The 18,567-nt window shown below is 67.0% G+C and carries 22 protein-coding genes; 1 reads left to right on the top strand and 21 read right to left on the bottom strand.

What is annotated here, in order from left to right; all coding sequences use genetic code 11:
• Positions 1-163: 163 nt before the first annotated feature.
• Positions 164-1,348, top strand: a complete 1,185-nt coding sequence (locus ACQ66H_RS15915; protein WP_430434823.1) for a tyrosine-type recombinase/integrase — start codon at positions 164-166, stop codon at positions 1,346-1,348.
• Between the two features lie 168 nt (positions 1,349-1,516).
• On the opposite strand, the gene ACQ66H_RS15910 is transcribed toward ACQ66H_RS15915, so the two are convergent.
• From ACQ66H_RS15910 to ACQ66H_RS15810, 21 genes are all read right to left on the bottom strand, one after another.
• The gene (locus ACQ66H_RS15910) at positions 1,517-2,035 is read right to left on the bottom strand and encodes a hypothetical protein (RefSeq protein ID WP_430434822.1); all 519 of its coding nucleotides are present in this window, start codon (positions 2,033-2,035) and stop codon (positions 1,517-1,519) included.
• Positions 2,035-2,373 (bottom strand): DUF6527 family protein, encoded by a 339-nt coding sequence (locus tag ACQ66H_RS15905; RefSeq protein ID WP_430434821.1) that lies wholly within the window; start codon positions 2,371-2,373, stop codon positions 2,035-2,037. Before ACQ66H_RS15905 ends, ACQ66H_RS15910 begins: the two co-directional genes overlap by 1 nt.
• A complete protein-coding gene (locus tag ACQ66H_RS15900) occupies positions 2,370-2,840 on the bottom strand; it encodes a DUF5675 family protein (protein WP_430434820.1) in 471 nt (156 codons plus the stop codon). The genes ACQ66H_RS15905 and ACQ66H_RS15900 overlap by 4 nt, the downstream gene beginning before the upstream one ends.
• A complete protein-coding gene (locus tag ACQ66H_RS15895; RefSeq protein ID WP_430434819.1) occupies positions 2,837-3,133 on the bottom strand; it encodes a hypothetical protein in 297 nt (98 codons plus the stop codon). The genes ACQ66H_RS15900 and ACQ66H_RS15895 overlap by 4 nt, the downstream gene beginning before the upstream one ends.
• Positions 3,130-3,495, bottom strand: coding sequence for a hypothetical protein (locus ACQ66H_RS15890; RefSeq protein WP_430434818.1), 366 nt, complete (start codon positions 3,493-3,495; stop codon positions 3,130-3,132). Before ACQ66H_RS15890 ends, ACQ66H_RS15895 begins: the two co-directional genes overlap by 4 nt.
• A 78-nt stretch (positions 3,496-3,573) precedes the next feature.
• A complete protein-coding gene (locus ACQ66H_RS15885; protein WP_430434817.1) occupies positions 3,574-4,986 on the bottom strand; it encodes a hypothetical protein in 1,413 nt (470 codons plus the stop codon).
• The gene (locus ACQ66H_RS15880; RefSeq protein WP_430434816.1) at positions 4,983-5,303 is read right to left on the bottom strand and encodes a hypothetical protein; all 321 of its coding nucleotides are present in this window, start codon (positions 5,301-5,303) and stop codon (positions 4,983-4,985) included. Before ACQ66H_RS15880 ends, ACQ66H_RS15885 begins: the two co-directional genes overlap by 4 nt.
• A gap of 2 nt (positions 5,304-5,305) precedes the next feature.
• Entirely contained in the window at positions 5,306-5,710 is a 405-nt protein-coding gene (locus ACQ66H_RS15875; RefSeq protein ID WP_430434815.1) for a hypothetical protein, read from the bottom strand.
• On the bottom strand, positions 5,707-7,362 hold the full coding sequence (locus tag ACQ66H_RS15870; RefSeq protein ID WP_430434814.1) for a hypothetical protein: 1,656 nt from the start codon (positions 7,360-7,362) through the stop codon (positions 5,707-5,709). Before ACQ66H_RS15870 ends, ACQ66H_RS15875 begins: the two co-directional genes overlap by 4 nt.
• Positions 7,363-7,637: 275 nt before the next feature.
• Complete coding sequence (locus ACQ66H_RS15865; RefSeq protein ID WP_430434813.1) at positions 7,638-8,582, bottom strand: hypothetical protein; 945 nt, start codon at positions 8,580-8,582, stop codon at positions 7,638-7,640.
• Complete coding sequence (locus ACQ66H_RS15860) at positions 8,583-9,113, bottom strand: hypothetical protein (protein ID WP_430434812.1); 531 nt, start codon at positions 9,111-9,113, stop codon at positions 8,583-8,585.
• A complete protein-coding gene (locus ACQ66H_RS15855) occupies positions 9,110-11,347 on the bottom strand; it encodes a tape measure protein (RefSeq protein WP_430434811.1) in 2,238 nt (745 codons plus the stop codon). The genes ACQ66H_RS15860 and ACQ66H_RS15855 overlap by 4 nt, the downstream gene beginning before the upstream one ends.
• 124 nt (positions 11,348-11,471) lie before the next feature.
• Positions 11,472-11,639 (bottom strand): hypothetical protein, encoded by a 168-nt coding sequence (locus tag ACQ66H_RS15850; protein ID WP_430434810.1) that lies wholly within the window; start codon positions 11,637-11,639, stop codon positions 11,472-11,474.
• Positions 11,640-11,680: 41 nt separating this feature from the next.
• Positions 11,681-12,091, bottom strand: coding sequence for a hypothetical protein (locus tag ACQ66H_RS15845; protein WP_430434809.1), 411 nt, complete (start codon positions 12,089-12,091; stop codon positions 11,681-11,683).
• Positions 12,092-12,181: 90 nt separating this feature from the next.
• A complete protein-coding gene (locus tag ACQ66H_RS15840) occupies positions 12,182-13,195 on the bottom strand; it encodes a hypothetical protein (RefSeq protein ID WP_430434808.1) in 1,014 nt (337 codons plus the stop codon).
• Positions 13,196-13,211: 16 nt separating this feature from the next.
• Positions 13,212-13,643, bottom strand: coding sequence for a phage tail terminator protein (locus ACQ66H_RS15835; protein ID WP_430434807.1), 432 nt, complete (start codon positions 13,641-13,643; stop codon positions 13,212-13,214).
• Complete coding sequence (locus tag ACQ66H_RS15830) at positions 13,643-14,236, bottom strand: phage virion morphogenesis protein (RefSeq protein WP_430434806.1); 594 nt, start codon at positions 14,234-14,236, stop codon at positions 13,643-13,645. Before ACQ66H_RS15830 ends, ACQ66H_RS15835 begins: the two co-directional genes overlap by 1 nt.
• Entirely contained in the window at positions 14,236-14,661 is a 426-nt protein-coding gene (locus ACQ66H_RS15825; protein WP_430434805.1) for a gp436 family protein, read from the bottom strand. Before ACQ66H_RS15825 ends, ACQ66H_RS15830 begins: the two co-directional genes overlap by 1 nt.
• A gap of 6 nt (positions 14,662-14,667) precedes the next feature.
• Positions 14,668-15,000, bottom strand: coding sequence for a hypothetical protein (locus ACQ66H_RS15820; protein WP_430434804.1), 333 nt, complete (start codon positions 14,998-15,000; stop codon positions 14,668-14,670).
• Positions 15,001-15,002: 2 nt separating this feature from the next.
• Positions 15,003-15,509 (bottom strand): hypothetical protein, encoded by a 507-nt coding sequence (locus tag ACQ66H_RS15815; protein WP_430434803.1) that lies wholly within the window; start codon positions 15,507-15,509, stop codon positions 15,003-15,005.
• A 12-nt stretch (positions 15,510-15,521) separates the two neighbouring features.
• Positions 15,522-18,560 (bottom strand): sialate O-acetylesterase, encoded by a 3,039-nt coding sequence (locus ACQ66H_RS15810; RefSeq protein ID WP_430434801.1) that lies wholly within the window; start codon positions 18,558-18,560, stop codon positions 15,522-15,524.
• Between the last annotated feature and the right edge of the window lie 7 nt (positions 18,561-18,567).

The following is an 18,567-nucleotide window of genomic DNA, read 5'->3' as shown; positions in this document are numbered from 1 at the left end:
GAGTTCTTCAGCGTTCGGTAAATACCCGGAATTCCAAGCACACAGGCGCTTCCAAGTTCGCCGTCGTTCGCGCGTGTCCGTTGCCATCCGAGAAAAAAGCGGGTATCTCTGCGGGTATTGAGCGGGTATTTGTCCGTACCCGCATTCACCGATACCCGCTTTCATGGCCCTGACCGACATAAAAATCCGACAGGCGAAGCCATCGGAAAAGCCGGTGAAGCTCACCGATGCGCACGGCCTGTATCTGGAAATCAAGCCGAACGGATCGAAGCTTTGGCGCTACCGATATCGCATCGCCGGGAAAGAAAACCTCTTCGCCATCGGTGAATACCCCGCCGTTTCATTGACCGACGCCCGGCGCGCACGCGACGAGGCGCGTGATCTGGTGAAGCAGGGCGTGCACCCTTCGCACGCCAGGCAGGCCCGACTGGCCGAGCAGCATGCCGAGAACGACAACACGTTCGAGGCTGTGGCCCGCGAGTGGATAGAGAAGAAGCGCGGCAGCTGGACGGCGTACTACCTCGGCCAGGTCGAACGCGGCCTGCAGGCTGACGCCTATCCGTACATCGGCCGCCGGCCAGTGCGCACGCTGACCGCTCACGACTTCCTGCAGATAGTCCAGCGCGTCGAGAAGCGCGGCGCTCCGACGGTTGCGATCAACCTGCGGCAGTGGTGCGGCGCCGTCATGCGGTACGCGGTGGCCACGCTACGCGCCGACCACGACCCAACAGCAGCGATCCGTGGCACGGTAGAGCGTCCGCAGGTCGAGCACGCCCAGCCAATGAGCCGCGAGCAGCTGAAGCAGTTCGTCACCGCCCTGAGAGGCTACGGCGGCATGCGCACCACGCAGATCATGATGTGGCTGCTGCTCTACACCTTCGTGCGCACGATCGAGGCGCGGCGCGGCGAGTGGTCAGAGGTGGATCCGACGCGCGCGCTGTGGGTGATTCCAGGCGACAAGATGAAGAAGGGGCGCACGCACGTTGTGCCGCTGCCTCGGCAGGTCTTGGTGCTGCTCGACGAGTTGAAGCGGATCACTGGCGGCGGCCGGCTCATGTTCCCCAGCTCGCGCCGGCCAGACGACATGATCAGCGGCACGACCATCAATCGCGCGCTCGAGTACTTGGGCGTTCCTTTCACCGGGCACGACTTCCGGGCCACGGCCAGCACGCACCTACACGAAATGGGATTCGACAGCCGGCTGATCGAACTGCAGTTGGCGCATGCGGAGCGCTCGAAGACGAAGGCCGCGTACAACCACGCGCAGCACATAGAGGAACGCCGGCAGATGCTGCAGGCCTGGGCGGACTGGATTGATCAGCTGGCTGGCGAATCGTCGGCGGACTGATTCCGCCTCTTTTCCTCGATCGCCTGCTGTCGCCAGGCGTTGCGGTCGGCCCGGACGGCTGCCAGCTTCTGGAGAAGTCGGTACCGATCACGCGCGAGCGTGATCAGTGCAGCCCCTTCATCCGAACGGAATCCGGAGCGGAAGAGGCGCGCCGCGTAGGTGAGAGCGTCACGGACGCGCATCCGGCGGCTTGAGGCTGGCGGCCCAGTGTTGCAGCCACGCGCATTGCAGCGTGGTCATCGCGCACCGCTCGGGCAGCGTGCTGGCTACCTCTTCGGCGGCAGCAGATCCTGCGGCACCAGATCCAGCGTCGGCAGATCGGTCATCAGGTTCGCCGGTGGCGTCGGCGGTGCTGGACACTCGATCGCCACCGGCACGTATTCCACCTTCGGCGACTGCCCGGCGCACGCGCTCAGCAGCAAGCATGCTGCGCAGGCGATCAACGCTGATTTCATAGGCTGTGCGCGTGTCATTGCTCAGTTTCTCCAGTCGGGATGTCTCGGCCACGTTGGCGGCCTTGGCCTTCAGGCCTTCGGCCTTCGTTTCGGCCCGGAATGTGCCGTATGCCGCCAGCGCTGCGTCACGCTCAGCCAGTGCCACGTCGCGTTCCTTGCCGGTGCTCCACAGCATCAGCAGGGCGACTGCCAGTGCGACGCCGAGCGCGGGTGTCAGGTAGCGGGCGAGCATTACGCCGGTTCCTCGTCAGGCCACGGCAGCAGCGGCACAGTCTGGCCGGCCAGCGCATGCGTGCAGTCGCCGAGGAACTGCATTTGCCCGTTGACAACGAACGAATGGCATACCGCAGGCGGCGCACCATCTATTCCGGCGTCGGCTCCGTCGTATCTGACCAGCACTGAAGGCGAGAACGTCGGCTGATGCGTGTCGCCATTCCACTCCCAGCCGGGGCCGTTCCGGTCGCCCGGTGACGACAGCGCGCGAACGCGGATACCGTGGTTCCTCTGACAGCCTGGGCACTTGAAGATGAGCAGGGCGCCAGCGCGGCGCAGGACTGGACTTATTTTCACGGCTTCGCCCCTGTGCTGGTGATGGTGATGGCGTGCTCGCCGGTGCCGATGACGCCGCGCAGCGCATTGATCGCCAGCTGGCTGTCGCGCACGCTGTTCTCCCCGTTCTCCCACGGCGAGTGTTTCCGCCCGACGGCGATGCAGCCGACGACGTCGCGCACGCGGTTTCCGGCATGGATCAGGATGGCGGAGCGGCCCCACTTCTGGCCGGCGGGCATGCAGCCGGGCTGATACCAGACACCGAGGTCAGGATTCACCAGCGCCCACACGCGAGAGAAAGCGCCGCCGCTGTGCTGGATCAGCCTGTACTCGCCTTCGGGCACGCACGACTGCCGGGGCATGCCGCCCGGGCCGGCCGGGTTCTCGATCCACGGCCGTTCGATGGTGGCCAGCTTCAGCGGCCCGGCCTTCAGTTCGCCGAGAGCGCAGTCGGCCAGGTAGGCAAAGCGGGTCAGGGTGATGATCAATTGCCGTCCCTCCGATCCTCGTGCCGCGCTTCCTGCCGGCGGTCGGCAGCGTGCGGTGCGCGCCTGTCGAAGGCCGCCATGCCGGCGGTGCTGATCAGCAACGCAGGGCCGGCGACGGGCGATCCGCCGACGGCGCAGATCACCCCGAATGCCAGCGTTGCGACGCTGAGAGAAAACAGCGCATGCCGCAGGCGCTGGCCGGGCCACTTCTTCGGGTTGAGGTTCGCCGCAAGGCAGATGATGCGCACGACGCACACCGCGGCGGCGGCGAGGATGAGGGCTTTGATGATCATTCGGAGGCCTCCGCCGTCTTCGCGCGAGCGCGTACAAGCGCCGGAAGGATGAAGGGCAGCGTGGCGCCGAGCAGCAGCGAGAGCGGCAGCCGCAGGGCGTCGTGTGAGCCGGCGAAGGTCGGCCACTCTGCGGCCACAGCGACGGCTGCCAGCGGTGAGCAGTAGCCACCAGCCAGGGCGCCGATCAGCGCGGCTACGCACGCCTGCTTTCGCGTCTTGATGAGGTCGCCCAGCATCGCCGACATGAAAATCGCCGCAGCGAATCCCAGGGCCAGCGCGAGCACGTCGGTCCCCAGGAAGATGACCGGCGTCGCCACGAAGCCGCCGAGCCAGGCGGCGCCCGGCGATGTTGATACGCTCAAGTGAGCCCCTTTCGCTGGAAATGAATGCGTTGGGGCGGACTATCGGCCCTGCTTCGACGGCCAATAAGGGGCAGATTTCTACAGGTAGCAGACCGGCACTGACGACCAGCTGCTGAGCGCGCCGGTCCGCGGGTCGCGGGCGAGGTGTATCGGGAACGGACCGAACTCCGTGACCGTCACCGGGCTGGGTGCCGTCGGCGTCGTGCCGCCGGGGTGCCGCGCCGCTTCGACGGTGTAGGTGCCGGCTGCGGCGTGGAACGGTGCGAACATCTTTTTGGAGAGTGCGAGCAGGCCGAAGGTCTGCGCGGTGTCCTGGTTCAGCTGCGGCAGGTACATCTGGGAGCGCGTCGCCGTCATCGTCGCGAGCCCGACGCCGTTCCAGTTGGGTGCCATGCCGAACGGGAAACCGGGATTACCGGAAACACCATCCGACGACCCGGACCACGATTCAGTGAGCAGCGCTGCGCCGCCGTAGGTGTAGGTCGCCGAGGCCGTGTATTCGAGCAGCGATGTTTCGCTGATCGTTCGTGAGGTGCCGGACGCCGTGTGCACATAGGTCCGCGTTCCGACCTCGTCGCGCTGCAGCGACAGCGTCAGGAACTGCACGGCGCCGCCGTCTCCGTACCAGCACGACAGCAGGCGATCGGACAGCGTGAAAGACGTGCTGACTGTTTCGACGCCGTTCTTCGCACTGTCAACGAACTGGGCGCCAACTGGGGGCAGGCCAGGACCGACCGGTGCGATCTGGTACGGCCCGAGTTCTTCGCCCTCGAACTCTCGCCAGCTGATCAGCTCCGGTGCGACACCGCTCTCAGACAGCGACGACCCTATCGTGCCCAGGCACTGCGCGTTGCTGCGGACCATCGAAACGCTTGGCACTGGCCAGCCGTCGCCGCCTTGCGACAGTGTGCATTCGACCACGATGGACAGCCCCAGCATGCGCCGGTGGATGGTCGGTGCGGGGTCGAACGGCGACGCAGTCCGGCGCGCGATCAGCGCGGATGAACCGTCACCTGATACGTCCCAGACCTGCCACGGCGACGCGCCATCGGACACGGTGAAGCCGGTGAACGTCGAGACCCGTGCCGTCTCCGCCGGGGCGCCGATCTCGCCGTACGGCACAACGCGGATGAAAACCGACGTAAGCGGTACCTGCTGGACAAGCTCGATGATGAACGTCCGCTTCGCGCTGTTGCGCCAGAACCAATAGCGCAGCGTGTCGCCGGGCAGCAGCACCTCCGGAATCCATACGAGACCTTCGGCGAGGTCGGCCGCGGCCTGCTCGGGCGTGCGAACGATGTCGGGTACGCCGGCCAGGCGCACGGCCAAGCAGTCGGACATCAGATCGAAGGGGGGAACGATCGACACCGTCGCGCCATTCGGCCGCGTCAGGACATTGCCGACGCACAGCCCGTGCAGCGAGTTGCCGAATATCACCTGATCCGCGAACGGGCCTGCCGGCTGGTGCAGGCTGTCGAACACCATCGTCACGGCGGCGGTTCCTTGAACTCCAGGCGCTGGCCATTGGTGAGCACGATCGCCTTGATCGGCCGCACGCGCATGCTGATCGTGCCGTCGCTGCTGAAGATCGAGCGCTCGTCGTAATACTCGCGCGTGGCATACGACAGTTCGACGAGGTTGTTGCCGCCTGAGCTTTTCCCGCCGCCGGACTTGCTCTTGCCCACCGCCGGCGGCTTCGCTCCCTGCGCGGGCTTTGGCTCAAAGGGCGGGCGCGTGCCCTGCGTCATGCCGGCGCCGGTGAGGTCACGTGCGCCGATGCGCTCCAGCGCTTTCGAGATGTCGCCCACGGCTACACCGCCGACTCGATGACGTTGTTCACCGCGAGGCCGAGGTCTGTGTAGTCGGTGCCCACCGTGCCGGCCGAGGTGTCGAAGCGGATGTGGATCGGCTTGGCGTTGCCCGCACCGCTGAGCACCGTGTGGCCGAGGCTCAGCGCCGCGCCACCAGCGGCCGACGTGAGCCCGCCCGAGGTGGCCGCCAGCTTGATCGACGCCGCGGCGAGTCCGGAGCCTCCTGCGCTGTCGGTGATGCTGACCTGCACGTTGGCCGATCCGGGTGCTGTGCTGTCCTGCAGCTGCTGACCGCTCGATGGGCTGCCGAAGTAGATCAGCCTGTCCCCCTGGGTCGAGAAGTGGCGCAGCGAGCCAGCGAAGGGGATGGTCAAGCCGGCGTCTGCGAAGAATCCGAAGCTCATAGCGCGGTGATCTCCAAAAGGTCTTGAGGGATGGCGACGGCGTGGTTGGCAGGGCGCGGCAGCGTGATCGGATCGCGCACGGCGGCCTCGATCTCCGGTGCTTCTACGCTCAGCGCATAGGGGTAGGCCGGCGCGTTGGCGTCGAACTCAGAACCGGCTTTGGCGTTGGTCGAGTAGCCGATCATGTTCGCCTCATCGAACTCCGGCGCGCCGGACACCTGCCCGATGTACATGTCACAGCGGCATCCGTAGGCCGCAGCGCCAGGCGCAGGCGTCGGATCGACCGGAGCGGCCGGAGCCTCGACGGGGTCGTCATCCTGCAGCCCGACAGCCGAGAACCCCGAAATGGCGATCGCGAACTCCGTGTCGTGCTCGCCGGTTTCGATGTCCATGCGGTGCGCGACGCTGACCACTTTCCCGCGCGCACGCACTTCGGCGGTGTCGATCTCGATTCGTCGGTTCAGGTCGATGCCGGCGTGCAGTGTGGTCATCGCCGACGTGCTCGTGTCGCGGTGCGCGGCGAGGATCTGGCAGCGTGACTGCGCCACCAGCGTGCGCACGGCGTTCTGCGCTGCGGCGCGGTCGGTGCGGCCGGCGCCGCCATAGTCGAGCGACACGTCGCCGACGGTCGGCAGGGTCAGGACCGGTTCGGCGCCAGGTTCGTACAACCACGTTCCATCGTCGAAGTCGGCGTCAAGCACGGCGCCGTTCGAGGTCTCGCGCGAGAGGCCAAGCGCGTCGATAGAGGCCTGCGCCGCGACGGTCAGGCGGTATTCCTCGGTAACCCACTGGACCCACCGGTTGGAAAATCGCGCAGCGAATCCGAGGGCAAGCTGCGGCGCGTCCGTCGCGCTGATCACGGTATAGACCGTGCCGCCGCTGCCCGACGATTCATAGCTTCCCGGATCGACCGGGACCATGTTGATCTCGCCCAGCAGCTGCCACCCCGGAATGCTCGACAGCGCTTGCTCGATCATGTCGCGGTTCGGGATGTCCAGGCCCTGCGACGTGTATTGGTTGACCGTTCGCTCGAAATTGACTGACGCGACCCGGGCGCGCAGCCGCGGGAATCGGTACTGCAGCACCGTCTCGACCTCGTTGCGGATGTTCGCCCGGCCGGCCAGTTCCACGCGCAGCGAACCGAAGATGATGTCGGCCTCGGTCAGCACCAGCACCGGGGCGTCTTCTATGTTCCACGGCGTCACGCGCGCGGCCTGGTACGGGTCGAGATCGAGCGATGCCGGCACACTGGCGAGCCGGGCATCGGCGTACTGCAGCATGTCGGACGATTCGCCGCTGACGGCTTCGGAGTAGTAGCCGCCGACATTGGTGTCAACCCATTCTTTCGGCAGGCTGCGCACGACCTGCTGCAACTGGTCGGTGCACTCGAACGACACCAGCCGCTCGGTCAGGTCCAGATCTGGCACGTCAACTACGCCGGTGAATAGGCGGCGCGCGTCGATGGCGTTGCCGGCGGCATCCTGCTGCGCGATGTCGATGGTCACCGCTGCGCCGGTCCAGTCCGGCAGCGTGAGCGGGCCGGGCGCAGGCCGCATCACGAACGAAGCGATGCGCGCCTCACCCTCGCCGGCTTCGATGCGGATCTCGCCCGTCAGGCGCGCGCTGACATCGACACCGCCGAGCGTGACCACCGGCCGCCAGCGCGCCGGGCTCGTGATCGTCAACGACTGCACGGTGATGATCAGCGGCAGCGCGATATCGACTTCGTCAACGACGCTGATGCGCATGGGGAGCGCGACAGATCGCGACTGCACGCGCGTGATGCGCAGCGGCAGTGCGATCGACTCGGCTTCGACGACAGTGATGCGCAGGGGCAGCGTCAGCGAACCACCGGCAGGCGCATCGGGCGGGTCGCCGAGCGGGCCGGAGCCGAACGCAGCAGAGCCGAATGGATGCGCGCCGAACATCAGAAGCCCGCTTGCTCAGCCGCGCGGATGGACGCGGCCCACATCCATTCTTCGGTTTCGCCGCCGGTCACCTGAACCGTGACCGCGTCGTTGTCGCCGTCGATGACAAGCGCGCAGGTTGCGGTGGCGCCGCCGCTGAGCGCGATATCTGTTTTCGTCGGCGTGCCAATGATGGCCGGCGTGCCGCCCGCGGTGCGCATGACGACGCCGGTGATCCGCGCGCCATAGGCTGCTGCGCTGGGCGATGTGCGACGGCCGGACACCAGCACGTCGAGCACATAGACGCCGATGTCCCACGGCACCATGCCGACACCGTTTCGGGCAATCAGCGCTGGCGAATCGTCAAAGGTCTGTGCCGAGCCTACCCACACGACGTCAGCCGCGTCGAACACGCCCGATGACACGGCGCCGATAACGCGAGCGTCCGACAGCGCGCCCAAGGCTGTTGCATCTTCGACGCGTGAATAGGCTTCTACGCCGAAGGCCGCACCACCGTTTGCGTCAACGCGCGACTGCGAGCCGACACCGGCGGCGCCAAACACGCCTGCGGCAACGATGCAGCCGAGCGCAGGGTCGAGGCCCGAGAATGGATCATCAGAGGCCTGCGAGTGCGTCACCGCCGCTGCGGCGAGGCCCAGCTGCACGACATAGACGACCGGCGGATTCGGGTCGTCGCTGACCGCGATTCGGCTGCCGCTGTTCGACGAGCGGAATACCTTCGAGCGCGACAGGAATCCCGTGTCGGAAATGCTGCCAAGGCCCAGTTCAAAGCCAGCGCCGTCGCCGTTTATGATCAGGTACGGCACCGGCCACGGCCCTGCAATCGATCCGACAGCGGCGGCGGCAGCCGCGGTCAAGTAGGTCGGGACGGCGCTGCCCAGCGACATCACTTCGTCGGTGCCGGTGCTGGTGATGTACTGCGCCACACGGTCGAAGGCGATCATTTACTTTTCCTCGGTGTTCAGGGTCCATCCGGTCACGTTGCCGGCCTCGTCGGAGGTGTGCTCCGGCGGATCAGCGAGCACGACCAGCTGCGGGAAGTAGAGGACGCTGTAGGCGACAGCGCCGGACACAGCGCCCAACGTCGCGGTGTGCGACGCGATCGAGATCGAGGTCGGAACCTCGTTGCCGTTGGCCAGGTGAGCGCGCGCCGTCGGCAGGTAGGGCGCATCGGTGCGACGCGCGACTGGCAGGGCGATGACGTTGCTGTTGCTCAGCACCGAATGCGGCTCGCCGCACTTCAGCGTGAGGCCGGCCGGGTTGTCCCAGTCCAGCGCGTCAATGCCCAGCGGGCACCAGCCCTCGCCGGACAGCTGCACCGACAGCTTCCGCCAGTGCGTCTGTCGCACGCCGGCGCCGTTCATCATTCGGCGGATCGACGTGCCGCCCGTCAGCGGCGCGATGCGCTGCTGGATGTTGCCGCCGACGGTATAGGGCACAGCGATTCCGCCCAGCTCGAATGCGATGCCGTTCATCGTCCGGCCTTCCTTGCTTCGCGACGCAGCTCGCGCGTCAGGGTTGAGGCGGTGCGCCGGTCGACGCGGGCCGCGATCGGAGACATGCCCGGGAAGTTGAAGGTGGCGGCAACGCTGCCGGCCGATTCGTTCGCAGCAGCGCGCACTCCAGGCGTCAGCGGTCCGCCGTCGGCGAAGCGCGGCAGCTGCATGCTGTTCAGCCGGTGCATGAACCCGTCGCCGTAGTAGCGCGACGCGCGCGCGTTGATCATCCATTCGCCGGGCGATCCCCACAGCAGCAGGTTGTCGCTGCGGTCAGATCCGGGACCGGTCAGCTTGCCGCCGGTGGCCAGCGCCGGAATTGATTCCGCTGCTTCGGCCGGCGTGCCGGGCGCATTGACGGTCTGCACGGTGACGGTGACCGTCTTGTCGGGCAGGTTGGCCAAGCGCTCTTCCAGCGTCTTGATCGACTTCTCGGCTTCGGCGATGTCGGCCTGCAGCGTGATCGGCTTCGACAGTTCCGCCTTCACCGCTGCGATGCGTTCCTCGGCCAGCTTGATCTGCTGCTCGATCGCAACGGCGTTCGCCTCCAGCTGCTTCGCCTCGGCCTCTTTCGTCTGCGCCTGGGCTTCGCCGATCTTCTCCTGCACGCGGGCCAGCTCTTCGAGCGCTCGCGCAGCGTCGTCATCGTCCTGCAGTGCGTCGGCTGCGCGCTGGGCACGCTCGGCCAGCTTGGCGGCGTCGGCGGCGAGCTTTTCGGCCTTCTTCAGGTCGCCATCGCGTGCAGCAGACTGGGCCGCGCCAGCGGCCAGCGTCGCGCGTGCAGTGAGGCCACTGGCGGCGCGCCGGTTCTGATCTTCGCGCTCGGACTCGGACAGGCCACGGCCGCGGCGTGCTGCTGCACGGTCGCGCAGATCCGTTGCCTCGTTGCCTGCATCGGTCCGTATCTTCCCGGCTTCGTCGCGCGCCTTCTGCGCGTCGGTCAGCGACTTCGCGTACAGTTCGCGCAGCTTGTCTGCCGTCGATTCCTCTGCCTTGAGGCGGTCCTTCATTGCCTGCTCGGCGACCTTGTTTCGCTCGGTGGCGAGTTCTTTCTCGCCCTTCAGGATGTCGGCGGATGCCTCGCCGGCTGCGACGGCCTTCATCCGCTCCAGCTTCTTCTGTTCGTCAACCAGTTTCGTTTCGATCGCCAGCCGTGCGTCGGCGTCTTGCTTCGGCTGCGTCCGGTCGATCTCTCGCGAGGCAAGCGGCTCACTCGCAATCTTTGCGATGTCCGCATAGCCTTGCTTGTAGGTCTCAAGGGCGCCCTTGATGTCCCCCGATAGGACTCGATCAAGGACCGCAGCGGTTACGGCCGAGGCGGTGCCAAGCGATCGAACGAAGCGACCCAGAATGTCGACAGTGTCGATCGCGACATCGAGGATCGGATTCAGCGTCTCCGTCGATGCCGAAAGCGCGTCTATCCCGCTGCCGATCCGGATGATTGCGTTTGCAAGCGCGGCGGTCGTGCCAGTGCCCTGATCAACGGTGCCGATGAACTGCAGGATCGAGTTGTTCAGCAGGACGAAGGCCTGACCGACCGTGACCGGTACTGACTGGAAGTCGCTGGCGACACGGCCGGAAACCTTCTGCAGTGCAGTCACTACCCGCTCGGCCGTGAGTTCGCCAGCCTCACCCAGCGCACGCAGCTCGCCGCGCGTGACGCCCAGACCCTCGGCAATCGCGTCTGCAAGGGCAGGCGTCTGCTCGAGGATCGAGTTCAGTTCCTCGCCTCGCAGCGTGCCCGATGCCAGACCCTGCGTGAATTGCACCAGCGCCGCGTTGCTGGCCTCGGCGCTCGATCCTGACAGCGCAATGGCCTGATTCACCGTCGCGACAACGCCGACGATCTCCTGCGAGTTCAGGATGCGCTGCAGGCTCGGTGCGACCTGCGAGTACAGGTTGACGGTGTCCTGCAGCGGCGCGCGGGTCTCGGTCGCGGTCTTAGCCAGCGCAGCCTGTACCTGCTCGAAGTCACCCGTCGCCTTCGTGGCCAGGCGCAGGCGCGCCGTCATGCTGGTGTAGCTGTCGGCGAGGTTGATGACTTCGCGCACGCCGAGCGCGCCAGCTATGGACCCCGCGAACCCGCCGACCAGATTGCGCAGGCCACGCAGCTGGCTGGATATCCCGTCAATGCCAAGGTCTTTGAAGCCCTTCCGCCCCTCATCCGCAGTGCGCCGGAACTCGGTGCGCAGCTGCGCCAGCTCGCCGCGCATCTTCGCCACGCCGGCATCACCGAAGGACGCGCGCGCGTTCTGTCCGGCCGCCTGAAAGTCTCCGCGCAGGCCCTGCAGCTGGGCGCGAATCTCCGCCAGGTCGGCGGATACCTTGAACGAGATATCACCGGCCATTCGCGGCGCTCTCCAGTTCGGAAACGAAGCGGCCCCACGTGCCCTTGTTGCCGTGCGATGCCACGCGGACGGCGGTCGCGGACTGGGTCATCCGGCGTGCGTCTGCTCGCGCGATGGCGCGTCGGAATCCTTCGACCTGGGCGAGGGTGTAGTTCATGACGTCGGCTCTCGTGTGGCCGTGATCCAGTAGGGCCTGGATTACGTCGTACCAGTCCGGCGCCCGGCCAGATGCGCGACGCGCGCCAGCAGTTCCGGGTTCATCCGGCGCGCGAAAAAATCCCGGTTCACACCAATGACGGCCGCGATCAGCGCGATGAACTCGTCGGGCGTCAGATCAGCGATGCGCGCCACGTCCTGCCGTGTGGCCACTGCGCAGGCCTCGATGATGGCGTCGCCGTGCTCGGCGATCTGGAAGAGCATGGCGTCGGGGTCGGCGCCGTCGGCTACGGCGAGCAGCAGGCCGCCGCAGCTTCGGATGGCGCGGGTGAAGGCCGGCAGTTGGCCGATGCGCAGCGGCTCGACGACGATGTCGCCTGCGCTGGTGCTGACGGTACGTATGTCGCTGGGCTCGATGGCTTCCAGCGGGTGCGGTTCGGTCGGGGCGTTCATGTCGGGTCACGTCCGGAGGGAAGAAAAGGGCCGGCGCTGTATGTCCGCAGCGCCGGCTGAATCCGCGGGTGTCCAGTCCGCGGCGGAGGATCAGCGCTCGATGGTTGCCTTGAAGTACTGGCTGATGCCGGCACCCGTCTTGGTGGTGTCCTTCAGCAGCTTTCCGGTCACGTCGAGGGCTGCGTACTCGTCGCTGAGCAGGCCCACTGCCTGCGCGACGCCGGGCTTGTAGCGGAAGGCGTGCACGCGCGTGCGCTTGCCGCTGCGCGCCTCGTTCAGGCCGTCGAACATGACTTCGTACTCTTCGCCGCTGGTGACCAGCGCCTGCACAACGTCGGCGTTGACGCTGGTGTAACCGGCCGTCCAGACATCGCCGTCAGCGGCACGGCCTTCCAGCACAACGATGCCGCCCGGGCGAAGCTCGTAGTCGGTGCCCTCAACGAGTGCCACCGGGGAGCCAGCACCGACCGCGACTGCGATGGTGAAGATGTCGCCAGCCTCGGCAGCCGTGCCACCGGCCGTGATCGTGAAACCGAAGCCGCCGGCGCTGAATGGAGTGCCAGTAGTACCGGAGCCCACGACTGCATCGCTCGGGCTGCGCAGGGTGTATGCAGTGGCCGAGGTGAACTCGGCGGTGTAGGTGCCCAGTGCGGTACCGTCAGCCACGGTCACGGCGCTCGACGTGTAGTTTCCGGTCGCGCCCGGATCGCGGGTGAAAGTGCCCGTGCGCGTGGCCGCGGGCTTCGTGAGGGCGGGGGCGGGCGAGGCTGCGTGCAGATGCGCAAACGGGGTGTATTGGCCAGGGCCGACCGTGAGCAGCTCGCCGGTGATCGCCGCGCCGGTGTATTCGCTGGTGGCGCCGTACAAGGCGCGCGCCAGATTCTCCGGGCTCAGTTCTGCAGCGGTGATCTGCAGGGCGCACGACTCGATGCGCCGCACTTCGTTGTAGGTGCCGCCGCCGGGCTGCGTGCGGTCGGGCTTGGTGATCTCCTGCTCGGTCGTGTTGATGTTCACGCCGTCGCAGTTGCCCACTTCGATGAATCCGCCAGTGCTGCCGATCTTTTTCAGGTAGATCCGGCCGGAGCCGATGTAGCTGTAATCCATCGTAGTGTCCTCTCTGTCATGGGTCGCCGCGCATCGTGGCGAGGTGGTGGAATGCCAGCGGGAGCCAGCAATACCCCGATTCAACCTCGGGGCCAGGTGACTCAGACAGATGCAGATATTTGCCCTCGCCAAGGTGGTGTCCGGCGAGCGCACTGATCACGCGCTCGGCGATGCGCCCGGCCTCGACCTTCGCTTCGTAGTTGTCGCCCGCGCCGGCCGCGGACTGGGCCGTGCAAACGATCAACCACTCGTGACGGACCTGCACGATGCGGCCGTTCTGGCCGGCCTCCGAGACAGGTGCGAGGCCGTCGTACGCGATGAACACAGCCGGCGCCATCTGGCGCAGCTCGGGCACGCGCTGTGCCTCATCCAGTTCGATGACGGCGACGCCCTCGGGCATCTTGGATTTCAGGCGCGCGGCGATGGCGCGCTGGTGATCGGCGAACATCAGGTGACCTTTCGGAGCATGAATGCACGGATCCGCGCGACGATGACCGCGGTCCAGGACGGGGGGAGTGCGACGGCGCCGGACTTGTCCAGCGGCAGGAAGGCGCGGCGAGGAATGACGACCTTCTTCGCGAAGATCAGGTTTCCATTCGGCCCGGGGAAGATCAGGAACTTGCCCTTCTTCGGCAGGATGGTCGCGCCGAACTGATGCACGGCCGGAATGCTGGCGCCGCTCTTCGCGCGCAGGTTCGTGCCGACTGTGACGCCGTCGGGCTCGGGCTTGTAGGTGATGCTCCGCTGCATCCGTCCGGTGTCGCGCAGCGGCTGGCCGGCCTTTCCGGCGCGGTTCGCTTCGCGCTGCTGGCGACCGGTGCGGCTGAGCTTCCCGCCGTCGTCGGACCGGCGCAGGGCGCGGAACTTCAAGGGCGCCCACTGCTGGCCCCAAGGATCGCGCGACATCTTGAAGCCGAGGTCGATCAGGGTCTTCAGGCCTGCGCCGACGCTGGCGTACATCTCTGCGGATCGACCGGCCGCCAGCAGCTGCTGCAGCTTCCTCTCTGCGCCGTCGCCGGTGACTTCGACGTTGATCGACATCAGTAGCCGTGCAGCGTGTCGCGCGTGAAGATGCGGCCCGGTGTGCTCACGTCGGTCTGGATGGACTGAACAGGCTGCGCCTCTCCGGTGACAGCGTCCGGCGGTAGCACCAGCGTACCCAGCGCGAACATCTTCAGCTGCGTGAGCGCGTCGTCGTATCGATCGCGCACTTCCTGCGGTGCGTCGTGGTGCCAGAGCTTGAAGCGGGCCACGTCGCACGCGATGGTCGCCAGCACCTCGGGCACGCTGGCCAGCGGCAGCGAGTACCGGCCGGCCAGGTGCGCGTCGATCAGCGCGCCGGCATCGGCGATGGCACGGCCGACGATCTCGTCGTCAGGCGTGCCGGATCGCAGCGGGTCGGCCAGTGCATCGATCTCGCGCGCACCGAATCGCGTGCGCAGTTCTTCGGCTGTGGTGTAGGGCATGGCAGGTTACCTCTGCGCCGGGCGCACGGTGATGGACCGCTCATCGACGCGGCCCTGTGCGGTGGTGACCTTGCACGCGAGGCGAACGGCAGCGCCGGCCGGCGGCTCCGACAGCCAGACCGTCGTCAGCGTGCCAGGCGCGCACGTGATCACGCGCCCCTGGATATCCGGGTGCGGCACGTTCATGGTGACCGTGTTGATCTGGTCGTCCTCGATCGTGACGCCATCCGGGGCGGTCCATGCGGCCGAAGCCACGGTGTCGCCGTCGGCCAGCCAGTCGCCCCAGTAGAGGGCAAAGTCCAGCCGGCTCGACGGGTCTGCGATGAAGTCGCGGGGCATGGTTACGCAGCCGTCGCGCACTTCACGCTGATGGCCGCCTGGTCGTCGTTGTAGGCGGCAGCGCCTTCGGCGACCACGCGCTTCACCCACACCGCCTTGTGCTGGCCCGGCGGAATGTCGCCGATGGTGAGCGCTGCGCCTTCGCTGGCGGCCGTGCTGAACGTGACGCCCGTCGGCGCGGTGCTCTCGTCCGCGATGGTCTGCTCGGTGCCGTTGATCGCGGCAGTTCCGAGGCCGATCTCGGCCAGCGTGTCGCCGCTGGGCGTGTTGCTGCTGAGCCAGACCCGCGTGTTCTGCATGGTCAGCGTGGCGTGCGAGTTGTGGATGTAGATGCACCGGTACTCGGTGTCGCCTGCTGTCGTCTCGTCGTCGCCGACGATGTCGAACAGGTTGTGCAGGCCGGTGCCCATTTCCGTCGTGCTCTTCGCGCCGCCCAGGCTGGCGTTCGCGTTGCTGTTTGCGGCGCCGCCGGACAGCCGGTACTTGATGTCGGTGGATACGATCGGCATTTCGATGCCCTCTCAGTGGGTGGTGAAGGTGTTGCCGCGCGCCGGCGCGACAACGGTGATGCGGCTTTCGGGTGGCACGACGAACAGGCGGCGTTCAGCCGGCACCAGATGCACATGGATCGGGGCGAGGGTGGTCGCGTCACCGACTCGCCAGCGGATGACGACGTCGCGCTGCGATGCGCTGAGCACGTCCCAGCGGATGACGGCGTCGGTGACGACCTGCGCATTGGCGAGCAGATCCCAGCGCACCAGCGCCTCGCGCGTGACTGCGGAAACCATGTCCCAGCGCAGGCCGGCGTTGACCTGCAGCGCTTCCAGCAGGGACCAGCGGGCGGCGACCGACTTCTCGACCGCGGCGAGCATCGACCAGCGCACATCGAAGGTCGAGAACACAACACCGGCGGTGATCAGATCCCAGCGCAGCGACGCATCGACCTGGACCGCCTGCAGCAGATTCCACGCGGCGGTGGCATCGGCGCGGACGGCGCCGAGCATCGCCCAGCGCAGCGTTCGGTCGGCGCGGACGGCTTCGAGAAGCGACCAGCGCACAGCGTCGGCGCGCTCAGCGCTCTGCAGCATGTCCCAGCGGACCGGCGCGTCGGCGGCGACGGCCTGCAGCAGGTTCCAGTGCACCGATGCGTCAGCCTGCACAGGCGCGAGCAGGGACCAGCGCGCCACGAACTCGGCGGTGACCGTTCCCAGGGTAGCGGCGAGGTTCCACAGGATCGCCGCATCGGCCTGCACGGCCTCCAGCATCGACCACCGGAGGGTGGCGTCTGCCTGAGCTGCCTGCAGCAGCTGCCATGCGACCGTGCGGTCCTGCTGCACCGCTTCCAGCAGATCCCAGCGGATCGCCTGCGGCTTCGTGACGCTGGCCAGCATCGACCAGCGCGCGATCGCCTCGGCGGTAGCCGGCTGCAGCATCGACCAGCGCACCGCGGCGTCCTTCTGCACCGGCTGCTGCAGTGACCAGCGAATCGACGCCGCAGTGGAGACGGCGGCCTGCATGTTCCAGCGGATCGGAACATCCACCTGAACCGGGGCCGTGGTGTAGCCCAGCAGCGCAGCCATGCGCTCGGCAATGGTGATGATCTCGGTGCTGCCCTCGAAGTGCAGCGTGTCGTAGGCCGGCGTCGGGTCATCGAGGTCGAGCACGCCGGCCACGTGCTCGTTGCTGGACAGGCTGGCGATTGCCGAGCGGAGTAGCACACCGTTCGCCTTCGGCTCGGGGTTCGCCAGGCAGGGCATCGTCAGCACCCATTGCGCGGTCTGACCGGCCGCTGCGAAGGCGTCCATGATCTCGTCCAGCTTTCCGGCGTACAGCGTCGGATCGTAGGCGGTGCCGGTCGCGGTATCGGACATCGAGCCTTCGCCCTGCCACCACAGCACGTAGCGGAAGCTTCCCAGCTTCTGTGCGGTAGCGAGCATGGCGCCGTAGAGCGTGCCGGTGTTCGAGGGGCTGCCCGCGTTCCACTGGTCAATGTTCGTGCTGCCGCGTGCAGCCGGAACAACGCCGATCGGTACACCGGACTCCATCGCGAGCGTCGCGAGGTGACCGTAGTACGACCCGTCGCCCGCGCCGCCGGCGTTGAACGCGGTGTAGACCGCATCCGACGGGATGTGGAACGGCTTGGCCAGGGTCTCGAAGTTCTCGCGCCAGACGTGCGCGAAGTCGAATTCGACGGCCTTCCAGGTTGGATTGGCAGCAGGCGCGACCGGCTGCAGGTAGCTCGGCGACCAGCCCGCGGCGTTGCTCTGCCCGGCACATAGGTACAGGTCGCCTACACCGACATAGGACAGCGCCGCCGAGACGGACGGGTTAGCCGCGAAGCGCACTTCGAGCGCGCCCTGTGCCGGACCCTGCAGCGTCACGACCTCGTCGAATTCCCCGCCGGTCGGGGTTGCATCGAGCGTGGCCCAGCTGCCGCCGTTGTAGCGCCACTCGATCGCACCCTCGGGGTCGCCGTCATACGTGCCGGTGACGCGCACACCTGTCGCCTGATTGGCGCCGTCGCGCTGGAACAAGCGGTAGTCGACTGCGCCCATCGGGTCCGGATCGGCACCGATCATCGGCACCGTGAACGCAATGGCGTCGGCCTCGACGGTGATGTTCGCGACGTCGGCCGACACGATGGCCGTGTTGTTTCCGTAGCGCGCGCGCAGGGCTGCGGCAGACGCGACAGCCAGCACCGCCGCGCCTGACCATGTGCCACCTGCTGCGCTGAATCCGGACAGCGTCACCCAGGACGCTGCGCCGTGCTGCACATCGACGCCGGTCGGTGCCGTTCCGGTGTACGTGCCGCTGATCGTGGTCGTGGTCGGGACGCTGCTACCGGCGGCCGGCGAGGTGATTGCCAGGCTGTCGCTTTCGACCTCGTTCGCCTCAAGCGCCCAGAAGTCGCGGCCGACGTTGCGCGTTGCCTCATCGTCGAGCGACGACCCGCCCCAAAACCGGACACCGTGGATCGCGACATCGACGACTGCGGTCGTGCTCTGGTTCCATGCGATGTAGATCCGCTTCGCACTGGTGTCGGTCCAGTCGGTGCTGTCGCTGCCGGCGTTGTAGCGCGCAACGAGGATGCTGGTCGGCGTCGCCTCCTGCGTCCAGACGTTGGTCACGCCAGCGCGCCGACGGAACCACAGAATGACGGTCTTGTTGACGCCGTAGATGGTGGCGGTGACCGCCGTGCCTTCGCCGGTCGAGCTGTTCGCGTTCAGGAACCAGCCGTTGCCGTTGCTCTCCGAGATCGTCAGATCGACCAGCGCGGTTCCAGCGTCATTGCGGATGACCAGCGCCTTGATCGTGTTCGTACTGGTCGGCAGGGTCGGACCGGTCGTGAAGATCACGGCGACTTGGAAGTCGCCGGTACCTACCTGCATGCCCTGACCGGTGAAGGTCAGATTGTTGTAGCTCCCGGATGCGCCAGACCCGCCAGGCCGGACGCCTTGGATGCCGTTGTAAGTCGGATAGCTGCGGTTGCCGCTGACCGTCAGCGAAGGTGCGGAGCCGCCGCCGAACAGGAATGGCTGCGCCTCCGGCAGGCTGCCCATGCCGGTG

The sequence above is a fragment of the Methyloversatilis sp. genome, assembly GCF_965284615.1.
Classification (GTDB): Bacteria; Pseudomonadota; Gammaproteobacteria; order Burkholderiales; family Rhodocyclaceae; genus Methyloversatilis.
Note: the sequence above shows the minus strand (reverse complement) of the source record. Positions and strands in the feature narration are given on the sequence as shown.